Origin of the sequence: Thermoleptolyngbya sp. M55_K2018_002, from assembly GCF_015295965.1 — a bacterium.
In the GTDB taxonomy this organism is placed as follows: Bacteria; Cyanobacteriota; Cyanobacteriia; order Elainellales; family Elainellaceae; genus Thermoleptolyngbya; species Thermoleptolyngbya sichuanensis.
The window spans coordinates 13688-32253 of sequence record NZ_DVEA01000436.1; the positions used below are offsets into that span (position 1 = coordinate 13688).

Annotated in this window: 15 protein-coding genes and 1 tRNA gene; 12 read left to right on the forward strand and 4 right to left on the reverse strand. The window is 59.2% G+C overall.

The genetic code is table 11. The features are described from left to right. The first annotated feature begins 21 nt into the window (after positions 1-21). From kdpB to IGS51_RS21940, 4 genes are all read left to right on the forward strand, one after another. Entirely contained in the window at positions 22-2091 is a 2070-nt protein-coding gene (kdpB, locus tag IGS51_RS21925) for a potassium-transporting ATPase subunit KdpB (protein ID WP_297080986.1), read from the forward strand. A 63-nt stretch (positions 2092-2154) separates the two neighbouring features. Next, entirely contained in the window at positions 2155-2346 is a 192-nt protein-coding gene (locus tag IGS51_RS21930) for a potassium-transporting ATPase subunit F (RefSeq protein ID WP_297080988.1), read from the forward strand. 101 nt (positions 2347-2447) lie between these two features. Continuing rightward, positions 2448-3041, forward strand: coding sequence for a K(+)-transporting ATPase subunit C (gene kdpC, locus IGS51_RS21935; protein WP_297080989.1), 594 nt, complete (start codon positions 2448-2450; stop codon positions 3039-3041). Positions 3042-3063: 22 nt separating this feature from the next. After that, positions 3064-4197, forward strand: coding sequence for a sensor histidine kinase KdpD (locus tag IGS51_RS21940; protein WP_367279415.1), 1134 nt, complete (start codon positions 3064-3066; stop codon positions 4195-4197). A gap of 53 nt (positions 4198-4250) precedes the next feature. On the opposite strand, the gene uvrA is transcribed toward IGS51_RS21940, so the two are convergent. Continuing rightward, a complete protein-coding gene (gene uvrA, locus IGS51_RS21945) occupies positions 4251-7397 on the reverse strand; it encodes an excinuclease ABC subunit UvrA (RefSeq protein WP_297080993.1) in 3147 nt (1048 codons plus the stop codon). Positions 7398-7742: 345 nt separating this feature from the next. Between uvrA and IGS51_RS21950 the strand changes: the two genes are divergently transcribed. After that, on the forward strand, positions 7743-8471 hold the full coding sequence (locus IGS51_RS21950) for a PHP domain-containing protein (protein WP_297080996.1): 729 nt from the start codon (positions 7743-7745) through the stop codon (positions 8469-8471). 29 nt (positions 8472-8500) lie between these two features. Beyond that, positions 8501-8677: a hypothetical protein gene (locus IGS51_RS21955; protein ID WP_297080998.1), complete on the forward strand. Its 177-nt coding sequence runs from the start codon at positions 8501-8503 to the stop codon at positions 8675-8677. A 421-nt stretch (positions 8678-9098) separates the two neighbouring features. On the opposite strand, the gene IGS51_RS21960 is transcribed toward IGS51_RS21955, so the two are convergent. The 3 genes from IGS51_RS21960 to IGS51_RS21970 all read right to left on the reverse strand — a co-directional run bounded on the left by IGS51_RS21960 (position 9099) and on the right by IGS51_RS21970 (position 12419). Further along, positions 9099-9791: a response regulator transcription factor gene (locus IGS51_RS21960; protein WP_297081000.1), complete on the reverse strand. Its 693-nt coding sequence runs from the start codon at positions 9789-9791 to the stop codon at positions 9099-9101. Positions 9792-9870: 79 nt separating this feature from the next. Next, complete coding sequence (locus tag IGS51_RS21965; RefSeq protein WP_297081002.1) at positions 9871-11448, reverse strand: AMP-binding protein; 1578 nt, start codon at positions 11446-11448, stop codon at positions 9871-9873. Next, on the reverse strand, positions 11415-12419 hold the full coding sequence (locus IGS51_RS21970) for an o-succinylbenzoate synthase (protein ID WP_297081004.1): 1005 nt from the start codon (positions 12417-12419) through the stop codon (positions 11415-11417). Before IGS51_RS21970 ends, IGS51_RS21965 begins: the two co-directional genes overlap by 34 nt. A 211-nt stretch (positions 12420-12630) precedes the next feature. On the opposite strand from IGS51_RS21970, the gene lexA reads away from it, so the two are divergent. The 6 genes from lexA to IGS51_RS22000 form a co-directional block, all read left to right on the forward strand. Further along, complete coding sequence (lexA, locus tag IGS51_RS21975) at positions 12631-13512, forward strand: transcriptional repressor LexA (RefSeq protein ID WP_297081006.1); 882 nt, start codon at positions 12631-12633, stop codon at positions 13510-13512. Positions 13513-13832: 320 nt separating this feature from the next. After that, positions 13833-14192 carry a VOC family protein gene (locus tag IGS51_RS21980; RefSeq protein WP_297081008.1) on the forward strand — a complete coding sequence of 120 codons (360 nt, stop codon included), beginning with the start codon at positions 13833-13835 and terminating at the stop codon, positions 14190-14192. A 37-nt stretch (positions 14193-14229) separates the two neighbouring features. Continuing rightward, positions 14230-15081, forward strand: a complete 852-nt coding sequence (locus IGS51_RS21985) for an urease accessory protein UreD (RefSeq protein ID WP_297081010.1) — start codon at positions 14230-14232, stop codon at positions 15079-15081. A 104-nt stretch (positions 15082-15185) separates the two neighbouring features. Continuing rightward, positions 15186-17561, forward strand: a complete 2376-nt coding sequence (locus IGS51_RS21990) for a ComEC/Rec2 family competence protein (protein ID WP_297081012.1) — start codon at positions 15186-15188, stop codon at positions 17559-17561. Positions 17562-17597: 36 nt separating this feature from the next. Continuing rightward, positions 17598-17684 (forward strand) — tRNA-Ser (locus tag IGS51_RS21995). A 136-nt stretch (positions 17685-17820) separates the two neighbouring features. Then, positions 17821-18566: spermidine/putrescine ABC transporter substrate-binding protein (locus tag IGS51_RS22000; protein ID WP_297081014.1), on the forward strand; the 746-nt coding region annotated here is incomplete at its 3' end.

Below are 18566 nucleotides of genomic sequence, written 5' to 3' on the forward strand. Positions count from 1 at the left end.
CTAACCCCCAAACCCTACCATATGGCATCTTCTACAAAGCTTCGAGAACAGCGGAGGCACACGCCCAAAGCTGAAATGAGCGGACTCTATTCGCGGGCAATTCAGCAGGCGTTTGTGAAGCTCGATCCGCGCATCATGATTCGCAACCCGGTGATGTTTGTGGTGTGGGTCGGCACGATTATCACAGCGCTGCTCACGCTCAATCCGAATCTATTTGGCACGGTATCAGGAGAAAATCAGCGATTTTTTAACGGGCTGATTACGCTAATTTTATTTTTCACAGTCTGGTTTGCCAACTTTGCCGAGGCGGTGGCTGAGGGGCGCGGCAAGGCGCAGGCAGATGCGCTGCGGGCGACAAAAACTGATGCGATCGCCCATCGTATCTTATCTGATGGTTCTGTCGAAGAAGTAAGCTCCACTCGGCTCCAGCGGGGCGACCAGATTCGCGTGGTGGCGGGCGACGTGATTCCGGCGGATGGCGAGGTGATCGGCGGCATCGCGTCGGTGGATGAGTCGGCCATTACGGGCGAGTCGGCTCCTGTGCTGAAGCAACCGGGTACGGACATCGCCAGCTCCGTCACGGGCGGCACGCGCATCATTTCCGACGAGCTGCTGATTCGCATCACAGCCTACCCCGGCAAGGGCTTTATCGACCGGATGATTGCGCTGGTAGAAGGCGCAGAACGCAGCAAGACTCCGAACGAAATTGCGCTGACGGTGCTGCTGGCCGTGTTGACCCAGGTGTTTTTGGTGGCGATCGCCACGCTTCCCCCCATCGCCCAATACGTGCAATCTCCCGTGAGCATTGCCGTGCTGATTGCGCTGCTGGTGGCGCTGATTCCCACCACCATCGGCGGACTGCTCAGCGCCATCGGTATTGCTGGGATGGATCGGGTGGCACAGTTCAACGTAATTGCCACCTCTGGACGCGCAGTAGAAGCCTGCGGCGACGTAAATACGCTGGTGCTGGACAAGACCGGTACAATCACGCTGGGAAACCGTCTGGCGGAGGAGTTCATTCCGGTGAATGGGCACACGCTGGCAGAGGTGGCGGAGGTGGCGCTGGCGGCCAGTGTGTTCGACGAAACGCCGGAGGGCAAGTCGATCGTGCGATTGGCAGAAGAACTGGGCGCACGGGTCAATTTTCAGCGCGATCGCGCCGAAGGAATTGAGTTCTCAGCCCGCACCCGCATGAGCGGCACCAACTTGCCTGATGGCACCGAGGTTCGTAAAGGCGCAGTCGATGCCATCAAAGGGTTTGTGCGATCGCGCGGTGGGCAAACTCAGGCAGATCTGGATGCGGCCTATGAACGAGTGTCGCGTCTGGGCGGAACGCCGCTGGCCGTCTGTCAGGATAGCGACGTGATGGGCGTGATCTATCTCAAAGACATCATTAAAACCGGGATTCGAGAACGTTTTGATCAACTGCGCCGGATGGGAATTCGCACGATCATGCTCACGGGCGATAATCGAATTACAGCATCAGTCATTGCAGCCGAAGCAGGCGTAGATGACTTCATCGCCGAAGCCACGCCCGAAGACAAAATTGACGTGATTCGCGCTGAGCAAGCTCAGGGAAAACTGGTGGCGATGACGGGAGACGGAACCAATGACGCACCTGCTTTGGCCCAGGCAAACGTCGGCGTAGCCATGAATTCCGGCACGCAAGCCGCTAAGGAAGCCGCCAACATGGTAGACCTGGATTCTGACCCCACCAAGCTGATCGACATTGTGACGATTGGCAAGCAGTTGCTTATTACCCGTGGCGCACTCACCACCTTTTCGATTGCAAACGATGTTGCGAAGTATTTTGCAATCATTCCCGCCCTCTTTGCTGCCATCGGCATCGGCAGGCTCAACATCATGGGACTGTTCAGTCCGCAATCGGCTGTGCTGTCTGCCCTAATTTACAACGCTCTGATTATTCCTGCCCTGATTCCTCTGGCACTGAAGGGTGTCGAGTTTCGCCCCCTCACAGCGGATCAACTGCTGCGTCGCAATATCCTGATCTACGGGCTGGGCGGCGTAGTGGCTCCGTTTATCGCCATCAAGGTGATTGATCTGCTCATCTCTGCTGTGGGTCTGGCGTAGCCGTTGTCTCGTTTTTGGGTCAATTGGTCGGTTTCGTTGTTGCACAACTATGACGTTGAAACTATGTATCGTAGCACTCCAACATTTCTGTTTTTGCTGTTAACCGCTGGACTGCTGCTTGCGCCTGCCGTTATGGCAGCTACAGGCGATGCGCTGACGCGGGGACAATCTTATGCGATCGCCCTGCTGGGTCTGGTAATTGCCGCGTTGTCGATCTATCTGTTCACCGTAATGTTCCAACCCGAAAAGTTTTGATGCAGATTAGCACATTACATACCGCCTCTCTGCCGATTCCCGGATGAATCCTTTAAGTCTCTCAAATCTATTTCACTAAGGTTCCTTATTCATTCAAAAAAATGACTCGTGAATTTTTCCGCGCTGTTCGTGCCACTCTTACACTCTGGTTCCTCACTGCCATCCTGTATCCATTCGCGATGATTGCTATCGGACAAGTCGTATTTCCATTCCAGGCAAATGGCAGCCTGCTCACCAATGCTCAGGGAACCCCCGTCGGCTCTGCGCTAATTGGGCAAGCGTTTGAGGGCGATCGCTACTTTTGGAGCCGCCCCAGCACCAGCGCCTACAGCACTAACGACCCCAACGACGAGGCCACGGCTGCGGTCTTGCAAACGGGCGTTTCTGGAGCCAGCAACCTCGCCCCCAGCAATCCCGCGTTGCTAGAGCGCATTCAGGGCGATGTAGATTGGCTCAGACAGTCAGGGCTTCCGCCAACAGCCGATCTGGTCTACACCTCTGGCTCCAGCCTTGACCCACACATCAGTCTAGAATCGGCCCAGGCTCAACTTCAGCGAGTCGCCGCCGCTCGCAATGTGAACGCAAGCCAGCTAGAACCTCTCATCGCGCAGAACACAGACGGTCGATTTCTGGGCATTTTCGGCGAACCGGGTGTGAATGTCCTGAAGCTGAATCTGGCGCTGGATGCCCTATAAACCTGACCTCCAAACCCCCATCATGTACAACCCAAAGGGCGACTCTTCTTTGCCGTCGGACAGGCTGTACGGCTATCCTGACAGCAAGCGAGGAAAGCACAAAATCTTTATTGGCATGGCTCCCGGTGTTGGCAAGACCTATCGAATGCTGGAAGAGGCGCATCAGTTGAAGGCTGAAGGCGTAGATGTGGTGATTGGCATTCTGGAAACCCACGGGCGGCGGGATACAGCGGAACGAGCGAAAGGTCTGGAGACGGTTCTTCGGCTGCGCGTATCCCATGAGGGCACTGTTCTGGAGGAAATGGACACCGACGGAATTTTGGGGCGATCGCCCCAACTCGTCCTTATCGATGAACTGGCCCATACCAATGTCCCTGGCTCACGTCACCCAAAGCGATACCAGGATGTTGAACAAATTCTAGACGCTGGCATTGATGTCTATTCCACCGTTAATATCCAGCACCTCGAAAGCCTGAATGACCTGATTGCCCGGATTACGGGTGTGGTGGTGCGGGAGCGCATTCCCGATCGCCTGCTGGATGAAGCGGATGCCGTTGTGCTGATCGATGTCACGCCAGAAACCCTGGAAGCACGGCTGCGCGACGGCAAGATTTACGGTCAAGAGAAAATCCAGCAATCTCTGGCAAACTTCTTTCAGCGTCGCAACCTGATCGCGCTGCGGGAACTGGCGCTGCGAGAAGTGGCCGACACCGTAGAGGAAGAAGCCAACAATGGCGAGTTAAATAGCCAGTCCTGCAATATCCACGAGCGAGTTTTGGTCTGTGTTTCGACCTATCCAAACTCTGTGCAACTGCTGCGTCGAGGGGCAAGAATTGCGAACTATATGAATGCGCCGCTTTACGTGGTGTTTGTTGCAGACCCCGATCGCTTTTTGACCCGCGAAGAATCCCTGCACATTGAAACCTGCGAGAACCTATGTCGCGAGTTTGACGGAACGTTTTTGCGAATCGACAAACAAAACGTCCCGCAGGCGATCGCCCAGGTTGCCGACGAATATCACATCACCCAAATCGTCATCGGCGAAAGCCAGCAGCCCGCCTGGAAGCGTTTGATCAAAGGCTCCTTTACTCAAAAGCTGATGAAACGCATCCATCAGCAGCACATTGATCTGCACATTATTGCGACTGAAAAGTAAGAAAGCTGAAAAGTAAGAAACCAGGCAATCACACCAGGATTCTCACCGGGCGCTTACTTCACAGGTGGATGCTGCGCCAGCACTTTTTTCAGATATTGTCCTGTGTAGGATTCTGGGACTTCGGCGACCTGCTCCGGTGTGCCTACCGCAATGATTTGACCGCCGCGATCGCCGCCTTCTGGGCCCAGGTCGATCACCCAGTCGCAGCAGCGGATCACGTCCAGGTTGTGTTCAATGACCAGCACCGTGTTGCCCATGTCCGTCAAGCGTTGCAGCACGTCCAGCAGCTTGTGAACATCGTAGAACGAGAGGCCGGTCGTGGGTTCGTCGATCAGATAAAGGGTCTTGCCCGTGGCGCGGCGCGAGAGTTCCGTTGCCAGCTTCAGCCGCTGCGCCTCGCCACCCGAGAGCGTTGGCGCGGTCTGCCCCAGCCGCACATAGCCCAGCCCCACGTCCACCATCGTTTGCAGCTTCGCCGACGCTTTGGGAATATTCTCGAAGTATTCCAGCGCCTCCTCTGCCGTCATGTTCAGCACGTCGGAAATCGACTTGCCCTTGTATTTCACTTGCAGGGTCTCCCGGTTATAGCGGGCCCCCTTACACACCTCACACTGCACGTACACATCCGGCAGGAAGTTCATTTCAATCACGTTTACGCCCTGCCCGCCGCAGGCCTCGCAGCGCCCGCCCTTGACGTTGAAGGAAAACTGTCCCGCCTTATAGCCCCGCGCCTTGGCCTCAATCGTTTCGGCAAACAGGTCGCGAATTACGTCAAATACGCCCGTGTAGGTGGCAGGGTTGGAGCGCGGCGTGCGGCCAATAGGCGACTGGTCGATGACGATCGCCTTGTCGAGGGCAGCAAGTCCCTGCATTTCCGCCATTTCCTTGGGCTGGGGGACTTTACGCCCAAAGTGATGTTGCAGCGCGGGATAGAGCAGTTCGTTAATCAGCGTCGATTTGCCAGAGCCAGAGACACCCGTGACGCAGACGAATTTTCCAAGCGGAATATCGACATCTAGGTTTTTTAGATTATTGCGGCGGGCATTGCGGATTTTGAGGCTGCGGCTATTGCCCTTGCGGCGTTCCGCAGGCGTTTGAATGACGCGCCGCCCAGACAGGTACGCACCCGTCAGCGAGTCCTCTGCCTCCAGCAGGTTTTGCAGCGAGCCGTGGGCCACGATGTTGCCGCCATGAACGCCTGCGCCGGGCCCAATGTCCACCAGGTAATCGGCGGCGCGAATGGTGTCTTCGTCGTGTTCCACCACGATCAGCGTGTTGCCCAGGTCGCGCAGGCGGTTGAGCGTGTGCAAGAGGCGATCGTTATCGCGCTGGTGTAGCCCAATGCTGGGTTCGTCTAGGACGTACAGCACGCCCGTCAGGCCAGAGCCGATTTGTGTGGCCAGGCGGATGCGCTGGGCCTCGCCGCCGGAAAGGGTCATCGCCGTGCGATCCAGCGTCAGATAGTCCAGCCCTACATCCAGCAAAAATTGCAGCCGCGCCCGGATTTCCTTCAGCGCCAAGTCGCCGATCTGCGCCTGCCGGGGCGTTAGCTGCATCTGGTTGACCCGGTTGAGGCATTCGCGAATTGAGACACTGGCCAGATCTTTCAGGCGATATTGCCCCAGGCGGACGGCTAGGGCTTCTGGCTTGAGGCGATCGCCCCCGCACACCTCGCAGGGCTGGTCGATCAGGTATTGCTCCAGCTTTTGCTTGAACTGCTCCGATGTGGACTCTCGATACTGGCGATCGAGCATGGGCAGCACGCCCTCATACTTGCGGTAATAGCCCTTGGTGTCTCGATAGCGCGAGTCCGACTCGATGTAGATCTTCTCGTCGCTGCCGTGCAGAATGACGTGCTGCTGGTCGGGGGTCAGCTTTTCCCAGGGGGTCTGGATTTCAAAGCCAAACGCCTGTCCGACGCTGTAGAGCAGCGAGAAGTAGTAGGTGTTGTCGCGCTCTGACCAAGGGGCGATCGCCGCGTACACAGGCAGGCTTGGGTCAGGAACGACCAGTTCCGCCGAGAAAGTCCGCAGCGACCCCAGCCCGTGGCAATGGGGACAGGCTCCGTAGGGCGAGTTGAAGGAAAACAGACGAGGCGACAGCTCCTCCATCACCGCGCCGTGTTCCGGGCAAGCAAAGTTTTCGGAAAACAGCAGTTCTAGCTGGTTTTTGGGCGCGTCTGGTTCCAAATCCACGCCATAGCGCCCCGCGGGTTCCGCCGCCATCCCCGGCAGCACGGGCAGTTGCAGGTCAGGCTTGGTCGGAAACTGTACGACGTTATCCACGTCCGGCAGCGTCGCGTCGATGATGGCGATGCCCTCTGACCGTTTCAGGCAGGTCGAAAGCGAGTCCACCAGGCGTTCTTGAATGTTGTCCTTTTTAATCAGGCGATCGACGACGATTTCAATGTTGTGGAACTGGTTTTTGTCGAGTTCGATATTGTCGCTGAGTTCGCGTACCTCGCCATCGACGCGCACTCGCACGAAGCCCTCCGCCGCCAGCCCCGACAGCAGTTTCTTGTGCGTCCCCTTTTTGCCGCGCACCACGGGCGCGAGAATCTGGAACTTGGTGCGGTCAGGCAGGGTCATCACCTGATCCACCATCTGGTCGATCGTCTGCGGCGCAATGGAGCGATCGCACTGGGGGCAATGCGGCTCTCCCGCCCGCCCATAGAGCAGCCGCAGATAGTCGTAAATTTCCGTGACGGTTCCCACTGTGGAGCGCGGGTTGTGGGAGGTGGATTTCTGGTCAATGGAGATGGCAGGGCTGAGGCCCTCGATCGCGTCTACATCGGGCTTGTCTACTTGGCCGAGAAACTGGCGGGCGTAGGCGCTGAGCGACTCTACGTAGCGGCGCTGCCCCTCGGCAAAGATCGTGTCAAAGGCCAGCGACGACTTGCCCGACCCCGACACGCCCGTAAACACGATCAGGCGATCGCGCGGCAAGTCCAGATCCACGTTCTTCAGATTATGCTGACGAGCGCCGCGAATCCGAATTGTGTTTTGGGGATTGGCAGCGGAACCCGGCTGGGCGATTCCCGAAGCGCTCCCTTCGCGAATTGCCGTCAGTTTGGCCGATTCAGACAGGTTCCCAGACAGGTTCTCAGACAGGTCTTGGGAAACCGGAGCGTGCCCATTCGCAGACTCGCCCGAAGAATCGACTTTTTTCCGGCGCTTGGCAGTGTCGGCACGTTGAGGCATAGGGGCTGGGGCTGGCAGGCGAAACCACAGGCGAAACCATTCTTAACATTCTACCGCTCCTAGACGGGCGCACGGCTAATTCACCGGAGCGATTCAGAGAATCTGCTGAGAACGATTTGCAACGCTTGTCCATCCTAGCGCGATCGCCCGTGTTAGTACATAAGCTCACCCACAGTAACCATCCCCAAGATATTCACTGGATTAAGGGCCACCGTAAGATTAAACAGGCAGGGAGCAAATTGCGTGATGCAAAACGGTTTGCTCCCATCCCAATCGCTTCTTGGTTGGCAATAAGTTTGCAGAAACCCTAGAATTGCGGATGTAAAACATCATGAAGCGCAGACTATGGCGGTTAGTCTCACCCAAGGGGTGAATGCTCAGTCCTCAGGGGCACAGGATGCTGCATCGCTGCGGCAGGTGTTTCAAACAATTACAGCCGAAAGCTGTCCCCGGTTTTACAACTTTCATATGCACACGGTTTGCTCGGATGGCAAACTCCAGCCGGAGCAGCTCATGGAGCAGGCGATCGCCATTGGACTTTCCGGCTTAGCGATTACGGATCACCATTCCACGGGCGGCTATTTTCGGGCGCAGCGGTGGCTGAGCAGTCTCCAGCCAGCGTGGGTGGATGACGCGGAGAATCCTGCGTCTAGACCGCTGCCCCGCTTGTGGGCAGGTATGGAGATCACGGCGGAACTGCTGGCGGACGAAGTGCATATCCTCTGCTATGCCTTTGACCCGGCACATCCAGACTTGCACGTCTATCAGCAGGGGCAGTCGGTAGACGGCGACGCACGACAGGCCGGGCGGGTCATTGCTGCGGTTCACCGGGCTGGCGGGCTGGCGGTGCTGGCCCACCCGGCACGATATAAGCGATCGCCCCAAGAGTTGATCCCCGCTGCTGCCGACCTGGGCATTGACGGCATCGAAACCTACTACGCCTACAACAACCCCTCACCGTGGCAGCCCAGCCCCCGCCAGACCGAAGAAGTGAGGCAACTGGGCGATCGCCTGGGTCTGCTGCATACCTGCGGCACCGACACCCACGGGCTAGATCTGTTGCAGCGTCTCTAGGATGGGTGGGCCCATTCTGTTCGAGCGTCATGATGAGCATCATCCCGGCCAGCCCAGATGCGTCTCTAGGACGGGTGGGGCCCATTCTGTTCGAGCGGTTTGAGAAAATGGCAAAAAAAGACCTCTGGGCGGGGCGATCGCCATGCGTCGGAATGCATTCTCGTTTTGCTCAGTACATTGCAAGTACGCACATTGCTGGTACGTAAATTGCAAGTACATTGCGAGTGCATTGCGAGTGCATTGCGAGTGCATGGCTGACTACGCCAACCCGCCAGAGATCCGTGAGCCTACTGCCATCCAGGAATACATCTGGAACTAGCGTCACACGCACTAGGTTACAAATAGAAACACCCCTTCTCAGGAAACACGGGCACCCACACTAGGGCATAGCGCCGACCTGGGATGTCATCAGTCCTACCATGCCTGCACAGGCGATCGCCAGAAGCAACATAAACCCAAGGGATTGGCCCAGGTGCTTAGAAGTCTGCATGGGTGTTTTCTCCATTACATCATTAGAGAATGAAGATAACAGTCTCTTGAGGAGTGAAACGAAAGATGTCGCTAAATTAAAGAAAAGCAACATTTCGCAATCTTTAATTCAGCAAATTCCCCTAAGCTCTCCATCTCTCATTTTGTCAAGCCATGCTCCAGGGCATAGCGCACCAGTTCCGTGCGGCTATTGGTGCCCGTTTTGCTAAACAACCGGCTGACGTATTTCTCCACATTGCGGACGCTAGTATCGAGGCGACGAGCAATTTCTTTGTTCATCAGCCCTTCAGCAACCAGTTCTAGGACGCTCTGCTCGCGGGGCGTAAAGTCGAGGTGAATCGGGGCGGGGGTTTGGGCAATCGACCCTTTTTGCGACAGCATGGCCCGCAGTTGGGCGATTTGCTCTTTGATGTCGGCCAGGTCGGTCTTTTCATCGTCGCCACCCGCACGGGCGATCGCCGATCGACGCTCCAGCAGGCTGGATACGATGGCCACCAGTTCTTCTGGGTCAAACGGCTTGGGCAAATAGGCATCGCAGCCCGCGTTGTAGCCCTGAATTCGGTCGGAGGTCATGCCTCGCGCCGTCAAAAACACCACGGGCAGCGTCTCGAAGCGGGGATCTTCCCGCAGTTGCTTGAGAAACTGATAGCCATCGACCTGGGGCATCATGATGTCGGAAATGACCAGATCGGGTAACAACTGCTGAACCTTTTCCCAGCCTTCGCGGGCGTTGCTGGCGACTTCTACAACAAAGCCGCTGTCTTCCAGATACGCCTGCACAGCCTGGCGCAATCCAGGTTCATCATCGACCAGCAGCAGCCGTCCGCTCATGGACGTTCCTCCCCTGTCTCAAGGTATATGCCTCGGTGGACTGAGGCACGATTGTCGTCATCCAAAACTTTAACAGGACTTACGCATTTCGCGCAGTTTCGGGAGATGGCAGGTCTTTTTGGCAGCCCCCATCGCCGACTGGTGGCTGGGCGGTTTGCACCCATTCCGCAAGCTGGCGGCGGTTGAGCTTGCCCTGGGCACTGCGGGGAATCCCGTCGGCGGCAATCCAGCGCTTGGGCTGTTTGAAGCGGCTGAGCTTGTCTTGCAGCGCAGCTTCCAGCCGTGTTGGGGAAACCTGGGAATTGGCGGGAACGTAGAGCGCCGTCACCACTTCCCCCCAGTGGCGATCGCCCACCCCCACCACTGCCACATCCTGCACCAGCCCCGTCGCCCGAATCGCCGCCTCTACCTCGGCGGGAAACACGTTTTCGCCGCCCGTGATAATCTTGTCGCTGCTGCGGCCAGCAATGTGCAGCCGTCCTGCCCCATCCAGCCAGCCCAGATCATCGGTCGCAAACTGGCCGCCAAAATCCGGCGCTCCCCAATAGCCCTGCGCCAGCGAAGCCGCCCGAATTTGAATTCGCCCCACTTCTCCGGCAGGCAGCGGTGTTCCGGTTGTGTCCACAATATCCACCAGCGCATGGGGCAGCACCCGCCCGCAGCCCGTTTCCCCCGCCAGAAATTCCGCTGGCCGCTGGGTGGCAATTTGCGAGGCAGTTTCGGTCATGCCGTAGGTGGGGGCGAGGCGGAGGCCCTGCTGCCGCGCTTGGATGAGCAGGTCGTCCCAGGCCGGCGCACCCCCCAGCAGAATGGTGTGAACCCGTCGCAGCCAGTCTGCGCCCGCTGGCGAGTCGAGCAGCCGCTGGAGTTGGGTCGGCACGAGAGAAAGGAAAAAGTGTTCGGGGGCGATCGCCGGAAAGTCTCCTGCTTCCAGCGCCTTGAAGGAATGCAGCGCCAGTTGCCCACCCGACACCGCGCTCCGCAACGCCTGCATCAGCCCGCTGACGTGATACAGCGGCAGCACACAGCAGCAATTCACCGGCCCACTGGCGAGTTCTGGCTGAAAAAACTGGCGAAAGCCCCGGACAGCGGCAAGAAGCGTGTCTCCCGTGTGGTGAGTAAAGCGAAGCTGGCCAGAGGAGCCGCCTGTAGGAATGAGGAGATCCAGAGGCTGTGCTGCCCTCCCTTTTCGTTCTTTGTTCTTCGTTCTTCCCTCACCCGCAGAAGTAGGGAGAGCCGGAGCCTGTACCGGATCGAGAGGAAGCACGGGATAGGGAGCGGTGGGGGTGAGAATGACCAAAGGGGACAGGTGGTGGTGGAGTTGATACCATTCCTGCACGCCCCAGGCGGGATTGCCGAGGGCGATCGCCCATCCCTCCAGGCACTCCGACAAAATGGCCGCACAAAGGCTGGCCAGAAAGTTCAGCGGGTCGGGTTCGGCAATCAGCAGCGTTGCCGGGGGGCGCGTTTCCCAGGGGGCTGGGGGGTGGGCGATGGGGCTCCGCAGCGCTGGGGTGATTCCCGTAGAGATCGCTTCGCGAATCGCCGTCTGGCGAATCTGAACCTGCTGGGCAAAGGCGGCAGGTTCGATGCCAACCAGCCAGGGGCGATGCAGGCAGGCGGCTAGGCAATCGCGGAGGCAGTCAGGGTTTGCCATAGGGCGGCGGCGGAATCTTGCTCAAACGCAGGGTCGCAAAACCAGTGGGCCACGCCATAGCCCAGAGCGCGGTCGGGTCGGTTCCCCGAATGCTCTAGCTGCACCAGATGCGCCTGGATGTAGCGGCGGGCCACGGCAGTTTCCAGCGCAGACGACCAGACGAGATCGACCGGATGCTGCTGGCAAAAGGCGCGAACCTGGCTGGGAAACCCAGCGATCGCCGCTTTAATCACCACCACCCCGCGCCAGCCCCGCTGCCAGCAGGTGCGGAGCTGGGCCAGCGTGGCGACAGACTCATCCAGCGCCAGGGGCGTAGGAAAGCGCTCGGCCAGCTTCAGCATTGCGTCAAGCTGGGACGGTGCGAGGGGCTGCTCCAAAAATTCTACCTGGGGATGGGCCGCGCATTGCTCCAACCAGCGGCAGGCCGTGTCCCAATCCAGCCCGCCGTTGGCATCCAGCCGCAGCCTTGCCCTGGGCGGAAGCTGCCCGATCAGTTCGGCAAATGCGGCCTGTTCTGCGGCCAACTCGCCCACGCCGATTTTCTGCTTGAAGGTGCGGTGTCCCCGGTCCCAAAGCGGCTTCCAGGCAGAAATTGCCCCTTCTCCCGCAGGCAGCAGGGCGCTGAGGTGGGGCGGCTCCCAGGCGGGCAGGTCAGACTTTCTGGGGTCATGCTGCATCAGCGAGTCCCAGGCAGATTCCAGCCCAAACTGGCCCGCCGGCAGCGTGGGGGCGATCGCCCGGATATCCGCCAGATCCAGGAATTCGGGAAGCGACTGGCAGAGGGCGATCGCCGCCTCCAGCGTTTCGCTGCCAAACCAGGGCAGGGGCGCAATCTCGCCGTACCCCGTCCGCCCCGCTGCGTCCGTCAGCTTCACCAAAATTCCCCGCCGCTCGCTCCAGACTCCGTGGGCAGTCATCAGCGGCCGTCGAAATGCCCGTCGATACTCCCGAAATTCTGCCCGCACGCCCATGATTGCACCCCGCCGGATTGTCCTGAGATATCGCCCCAGAGATATCGCCCCAGAGATATCGCCCCAGAGATATCGCCCTAGAGATATCGCTCTGGGATATAGAAATTGTGAAGCGGCGGGCGGCAAATTAAGGCAAATAAAAAGTTTTTGATTCGGTATAGAACGAGTGAACTATGATGTTAGCATCTAGTATAAATAAACTATTGCAGCCATGCCTACGGCCAAGCCACCCACCGCCAAACGGTCTACAGTCAGGCAATCCACCCGCCAATCTACCCCCAAGCCGCTGACCGTCAAGCAGCAGCGATGCCTAGATTGGGTGACGGAATTCATCCAGCAGCAGGGCATTTCGCCGACCTATGAGGAAATTCGCGTCGGGCTGAGCTATCGCTCTAAGGACCCCGTGCGATCGCTCCTCAATGCTCTGTGCAACAAAGGCTACATCACCCGCAAACCCCACAAAGCCCGCGCCATTCAGGTGGTTCAGTCGAGCCAGGTGAACGGGGCAAAAACCGGGCGACATCGCTCCGCACAGCCAGCGCCAACGCTCCAGCTTGTTCTCGCCGAGGCAATGGGCACGGGTTCGACCGTCGAGGCTGTGCCAGAGACATCCGCCACTTCTCCCTGGGCAGCGCTAGAGCAGGCTTCGCCCAAATCCAGGAGTCGGCGCAAGCTGCCCCAGGGCATTCCCCTCCTGGGCGGCATTGCAGCCCACAGCCCCAAGACCACCTTTGTAGACGAGCCAGAAATTTATCTGCCGCTGGAACTGTTTCCTAACCTGGCGCGGCGATCGCCCTACGACCTGTCCCAGTTGTTTGCCCTGCGCGTTCAGGGCGACAGCATGATCGAATCCCACATTTTGGACGGCGACGTGATCCTGCTGCGGCGCAACCCAGACCCGGCTTCGCTGAAAAATGGGGCGATCGTTGCGGCCCGCGTGGGCGATGCAGCGACGCTGAAACACTACCTCCGATCGGAAACAACAGTAACGCTCCAGCCCGCCAACGCCGCCTACCAGCCAACCGTGTTTGACGTGGAAGAAGTGGACGTGCAGGGCGTGTATACCGGAATCTTGGTGCGTGGTGTAGTCTGAGGTCGGTTGATTTTAGATTTGCGATTTTGGATTTGCGGTCTTGGGCTTGCGATTTTGGGCTTGCGATTTTGGATGGCTAATCCAGTATTCATCGGGCTTGCAGCCATTTCATTCGCAGCGTCACTCCGGAGAAATATAGGGCTGGCAGCGCTGGAGTGCGGTTCAAGTTGGCAAGCTTGAAGCATGGGAATAGCTGAGGAACAGCTAAGGTATGGCTAAGGTGTAGCCAAAAATCGCTGCGATGCGGCTCGAAACCCATCCTAGAATCAGGATGATGTAATTGCGCGATTCCTGTAGGGATCGCCTTGCGAATTGCCCCTATGCTGACTCGATTCTTGCACGCGGCGCTGTTGGTGTCGGATTTGGACAAAGCAGAACAGTTCTATGGCACCGTGCTGGGATTGACCAAAATCGATCGACCCTTGAAATATCCTGGAGCCTGGTATCAGCTAGGCGAGGTGCAGATTCACCTGATGGCCGATCCGCGCACTCAGGTCTCGCTGACGGAGGCGGAAAAGTGGGGCCGAAATCCCCATTTGGCGATCGCCACTCCTGACCTGGATGCCATGAAAACGCGACTGGTCGAACATGGCTGCCCAGTGCAGATGAGCGCGTCGGGCCGTCCGGCGCTGTTCACCCGCGATCCCGATGGGAATGTGCTGGAGATCGGGCAGATCTAGCGTTGGCGGGGTGGCAGGGTGACGGAGTGACGGTGGAATGGGAGTAGACGGTTCGGGCTGGCAGGGGCGACTGGAACTGGAATTTGTAGCGCGGGAGGGCAGAACGCAGCTTGGGCGAAGCTTTGTGCAGGCTCCCATGAAGGTACAGCGGCCGTTTTTCCCGGAGGGCGATCGCGTCTGTCATGTGGTGACGCTGCACACGGCGGGCGGCGTAGTAGGGGGCGATCGCCTCTCGACTCAGGTTCATCTGGCGCAAAACGCTCATGCCCTTTCCACCACCGCCACTGCGGGCAAGATTTACCGCAGCAACGGCTCGACAGCCGAGCAGACGACCCATCTCCGCATTGCAGCAGGCGGCTGTCTGGAATGGCTGCCCCAGGAAACGATTGTGTTCGACGGGGCAGACTATCGGCAGCGGCTGCGGGTGGATTTGGAAGGCGATGCGCTGTGGCTGGGTTGGGAAATCACCCGGCTGGGCCGCACGGCGCGGGGCGAACGGTTTTCTAGCGGGCATTGGCGATCGCACACGGAAGTCTGGCAAGACGGCAGGCTGCTCTGGGTCGATCCCCAGCTAATCCTCGGCGGCTCTGGGTCGCTCACCAGTCCTCACGGGCTAAACGATTGCCCCGTCGCTGCCAGTTTCGCCATTCTGGGTCAACCCGTTGCCCAACTCCCTACAGACCTCCTTGCCCAAACCCGCCAACTCAACCCCGCTCCGGCTCCTGCGAATCCCACTCTCCAACGCGCCGCCACCCGGCTGCAATCCGGACTCCTCTACCGCTATCGCGGCCAGTCCACCCTGGAAGCCCGCCGCTGGTTTATCCAGGTCTGGCATCTGCTGCGTCCGGCATTGGTAAAGCGGTCGGGCTATCTTCCTCGCGTCTGGTAATCACGCATCTGGTAATCACGCATCTGGTAATCGCGCATCTGGTAATCGCGCAAACTGGGTGGGAATACTGCTGTTTATCAGGGTGTATCAAACAGCAAAAATTTATGGATGCAGCGGGCGGCGCAATGCTGTGCCTGGCCTACGGGCTGGGCCTGCTTTTGACCGGGGTTTCGGTGCAGGTATGGGGCATCTCAGCGGGGGCGATCGCCCTGCCTGTACTGGGATTGCTGGCCGGGGCGATCGCGCCTCGCCTCTGGCGGACGGGGCCCTCCGCCAAGGTCTGGATGGTAGCGGGATGGGTCGGGTTATTGGCAGCGCTTTACTTTCAGGTGCGCCTGCCCAGACCTGCGGAAACTGACATTAGCGCTCTGCTGAGCAACCCCGACGCAGCAGCCGAGCAGACTAACTTAGCCGTGACGGTGCATGGCTTCATCGACACGCCGCCAAAGCAAACCCGCAGCGGCAAGCTCCAGCTAGAGCTAGTGCCGTTTCAGGTGCAGCAGATGGACGAAGCCGACCAGCCCATTCGCGCTGCGGCGGTGTCTGGGCGGCTCTATGTGACGCTGCCGCTAAAGCTGAAGGCCGGCCTGCATCCGGGGCAAATGCTCACGGTGTCGGGGTCGCTGTATCGTCCCAAGCCTGCTAGCAACCCCGGCGGCTTTGATTTCCGGCAATACTTGGCGCAGCGCGGCATTTTTGCGGGGCTGGCGGGCAAAACGGTAGATTTTCCGGCAACAGAAGGGCGCTTTCGGGAACAGTGGACCTGGGGGCGATCGCTCTCCTCCCGGTTCCAGAAAACGCTCTGGCAGGTGCGGCAGCGCATCGTGCGATCGCAGGCGGCGGGCTTATCTGTCAAAAGCAAGAGCGGAACGCCTGACCCACGACCGGGCGCACTCGTCAGCGCTATGCTGCTGGGCAAAGGCGGGGTAGATGTGCCCTTCGAGTTGCGCGATAGCTTTGCTCATGCAGGGCTGGCCCACGCGCTGGCAGCTTCGGGCTTTCAGGTGTCGCTGCTGATTGGCATCATGCTCGGCCTGACGCGATCGCTCCCCTCTCAGGTCAGCTTTTTCCTGTCCACAGCCCTACTGCTGGGCTACATCGGTCTAACCGGGCTAGAACCGTCGGTGGCGCGGGCGGGCGTGATGGGTCTGGCGGTGCTGGTGGCGATCACGCTGGGGCGCAAGGTCAACCCGCTCAACTCGCTGCTATTGGCGGCGACGCTGCTGCTGCTGGTCAATCCGATTTGGATTTGGGATTTGGGCTTTCAGCTTAGCGTGCTGGCGACGCTGGGACTGTTGGTGACGGCTCCAGTGCTGACGAAATGGCTGGACTGGCTGCCCAGTGCGATCGCCCCACTGGTGGCCGTGCCTCTCGCCGCCTTTGTGTGGACGATTCCGCTACAACTGCACGTCTTCGGCGTGGTGTCGCCCTACAGCCTGCTGCTCAATATCCTGACTGCGCCAGTGATTACGGGCATCAGCCTGGGCAGCGGCCTCAGTGCGCTGGCGGCGCTGGTCGTGCCTGCGGGGGGCAGCGCGATCGCCCAGTTGCTCCTGTGGCCAACCCAGCTTTTGATCGCGCTGGTGGAGTTTGCCAATCAGCTTCCGGGCAGTGCCTATGCAGCAGGGGCGATCGCGCCCAGTCAGGTGGTCGCGCTGTATGCCATCTACCTGCTGGTGTGGGGCGTGGCGGCGCTACATCGGCGCTGGTGGGTGGCGGCGATCGTGTGTCTTGGGCTGGTGGCCATTCCGGCGGGGGCGGCGGTGATGTCGCGGCTGGCGGTGACCGTGCTAGACACGGCCGACGAGCCGATGCTGATCGTGCAGCACCGCAGCCGCGTGGGGCTAATTGGCAGCCTCAGCCCCCAGGACGTGCAGTTCACCGTGCTGCCCTTTTTGCGACAGCAGGGGGTGAACCGGGTGACTTGGGCGATCGCCCCCGACCTCACCGAATGCCACACAGAAGGCTGGATGCAGCTTGCACAACATCTACCGATTCAGTCTTTCTACTTTTCTTCTGGAGCATGTGAACCCTCTGAAACCCCAAAGCCCCCCGACAAACAGCAACTCATTCAGCAACTCCAGGCGCGGGGCGGCCAGATTTACACATTGCCGCTGGATCAGGCGGTGCAGCTTGGCGATGTGGCGGTGCGGAAGGTGGATCAAGACCCCTTGGCGCTGCGATTTCAGATTGGTGACCAAATCTGGCTGCTGCTGCGCGGGTCGAAAGCCGTGCCTTCGGAACCGGTGCTGCCACGACTGGCGACCCTGACCAGCGTGCTGTGGTGGGACGGAATAAAGCTGGATGTCCAGGCGCTCAGCACGATTCGCCCCCAGCAGGCGATCGCCACTCGCCCGCCCAGCGAAGCCGCAGAAGCCTGGTTCCGCACCCAAACCGTTCCGCTGCATGTGGTCGCTCAGCAGGGCGCAATTCAGTGGACTCCAAAAACAGGGTTTCGGGCGATCGCCCCCGTCGATTAGCGCCGTTCGTCCTGTAAAATACGACAATGCCCCTTTGGAGAGGTGGCAGAGTGGTTGAATGCGCTTGACTCGAAATCAAGTTTGGGGTCACACCCAACGGGGGTTCGAATCCCCCCCTCTCCGTATTGCTTTAGGTTGCCCGGTCGATTCAGATTGTCAGGTCAAGATGTAGCGCTGGCTACACAATGTCGCTTTTGCGTCAGAACTGGGGATAATTGGGAAAGTTCTCACCTCCATCCCAGACCCCAATCCCAGACCTATGACTCAGTCCAATCGGCCAACCGCTCCGTTTAGCCGAAAAACCCGTCGGCAGTTTCTTCAGGGGGCAGGCGCGGCCCTGTCGGCCGTGGCGCTGGCAAGCTGTCGGGGCGGCTATAGCAACGTGCAGGGCGGCGCGGGCGGCAGTGATACGCTGCGGATTTATACCTGGTCAAACTATATTGACGACGAGCTGCTGAGCCAGTTTCAGGAGCAGACAGGCGTGCGGGCGATCGCCGATGTGTTCGACTCCAACGAAACCATGCTGGCGAAGGTGCAGGCCGGCGGCGGCAACGAGTACAGCATCATCTACCCCTCCGACTATATGGTGGAGCAGATGAGGGAACTGAACCTGCTGGCAAAACTGGACAAAACCAAAATCACCGGAGCCGAAAACCTGCTGCCCCAGTTCCAAGACCCGCCCTACGACCCCGGCAACCAGTTCAGCATTCCCGCTGTGTGGGGCACGACCGGCCTGGTTTACAACCGCACCCAGCTAAACCCCTCGCCGCAAGACTGGGACTATCTCTGGGACAACCAGAGCAAGCTGGCGCGACGGGTGACGCTGTTTAACGACGTGCGCGAGGTGATGGGCGCAACGCTGAAGTCGCTAGGCTATTCCTACAATTCCGAAGATCCGAAGGAACTGGAGGCGGCGTTCCGGCAGTTGCAAAAGCTCAAGCCTGCGATCGCCAACTTTACCACCGATGGCTGGCGCGATCAGATGTTGACGGGCGACTTGGCGAT

Excerpts from the sequence above, each read along its gene's own strand:
- kdpB (WP_297080986.1), top strand. The coding sequence starts at position 22 with ATGGCATCTTCTACAAAGCTTCGAGAACAGCGGAGGCACACGCCCAAA.
- IGS51_RS21930 (WP_297080988.1), top strand. The coding sequence starts at position 2,155 with ATGTATCGTAGCACTCCAACATTTCTGTTTTTGCTGTTAACCGCTGGA.
- kdpC (WP_297080989.1), top strand. The coding sequence starts at position 2,448 with ATGACTCGTGAATTTTTCCGCGCTGTTCGTGCCACTCTTACACTCTGG.
- IGS51_RS21940 (WP_367279415.1), top strand. The coding sequence starts at position 3,064 with ATGTACAACCCAAAGGGCGACTCTTCTTTGCCGTCGGACAGGCTGTAC.
- uvrA (WP_297080993.1), bottom strand. The coding sequence starts at position 7,397 with ATGCCTCAACGTGCCGACACTGCCAAGCGCCGGAAAAAAGTCGATTCT.
- IGS51_RS21950 (WP_297080996.1), top strand. The coding sequence starts at position 7,743 with ATGGCGGTTAGTCTCACCCAAGGGGTGAATGCTCAGTCCTCAGGGGCA.
- IGS51_RS21955 (WP_297080998.1), top strand. The coding sequence starts at position 8,501 with ATGATGAGCATCATCCCGGCCAGCCCAGATGCGTCTCTAGGACGGGTG.
- IGS51_RS21960 (WP_297081000.1), bottom strand. The coding sequence starts at position 9,791 with ATGAGCGGACGGCTGCTGCTGGTCGATGATGAACCTGGATTGCGCCAG.
- IGS51_RS21965 (WP_297081002.1), bottom strand. The coding sequence starts at position 11,448 with ATGGCAAACCCTGACTGCCTCCGCGATTGCCTAGCCGCCTGCCTGCAT.
- IGS51_RS21970 (WP_297081004.1), bottom strand. The coding sequence starts at position 12,419 with ATGGGCGTGCGGGCAGAATTTCGGGAGTATCGACGGGCATTTCGACGG.
- lexA (WP_297081006.1), top strand. The coding sequence starts at position 12,631 with ATGCCTACGGCCAAGCCACCCACCGCCAAACGGTCTACAGTCAGGCAA.
- IGS51_RS21980 (WP_297081008.1), top strand. The coding sequence starts at position 13,833 with ATGCTGACTCGATTCTTGCACGCGGCGCTGTTGGTGTCGGATTTGGAC.
- IGS51_RS21985 (WP_297081010.1), top strand. The coding sequence starts at position 14,230 with ATGGGAGTAGACGGTTCGGGCTGGCAGGGGCGACTGGAACTGGAATTT.
- IGS51_RS21990 (WP_297081012.1), top strand. The coding sequence starts at position 15,186 with ATGGATGCAGCGGGCGGCGCAATGCTGTGCCTGGCCTACGGGCTGGGC.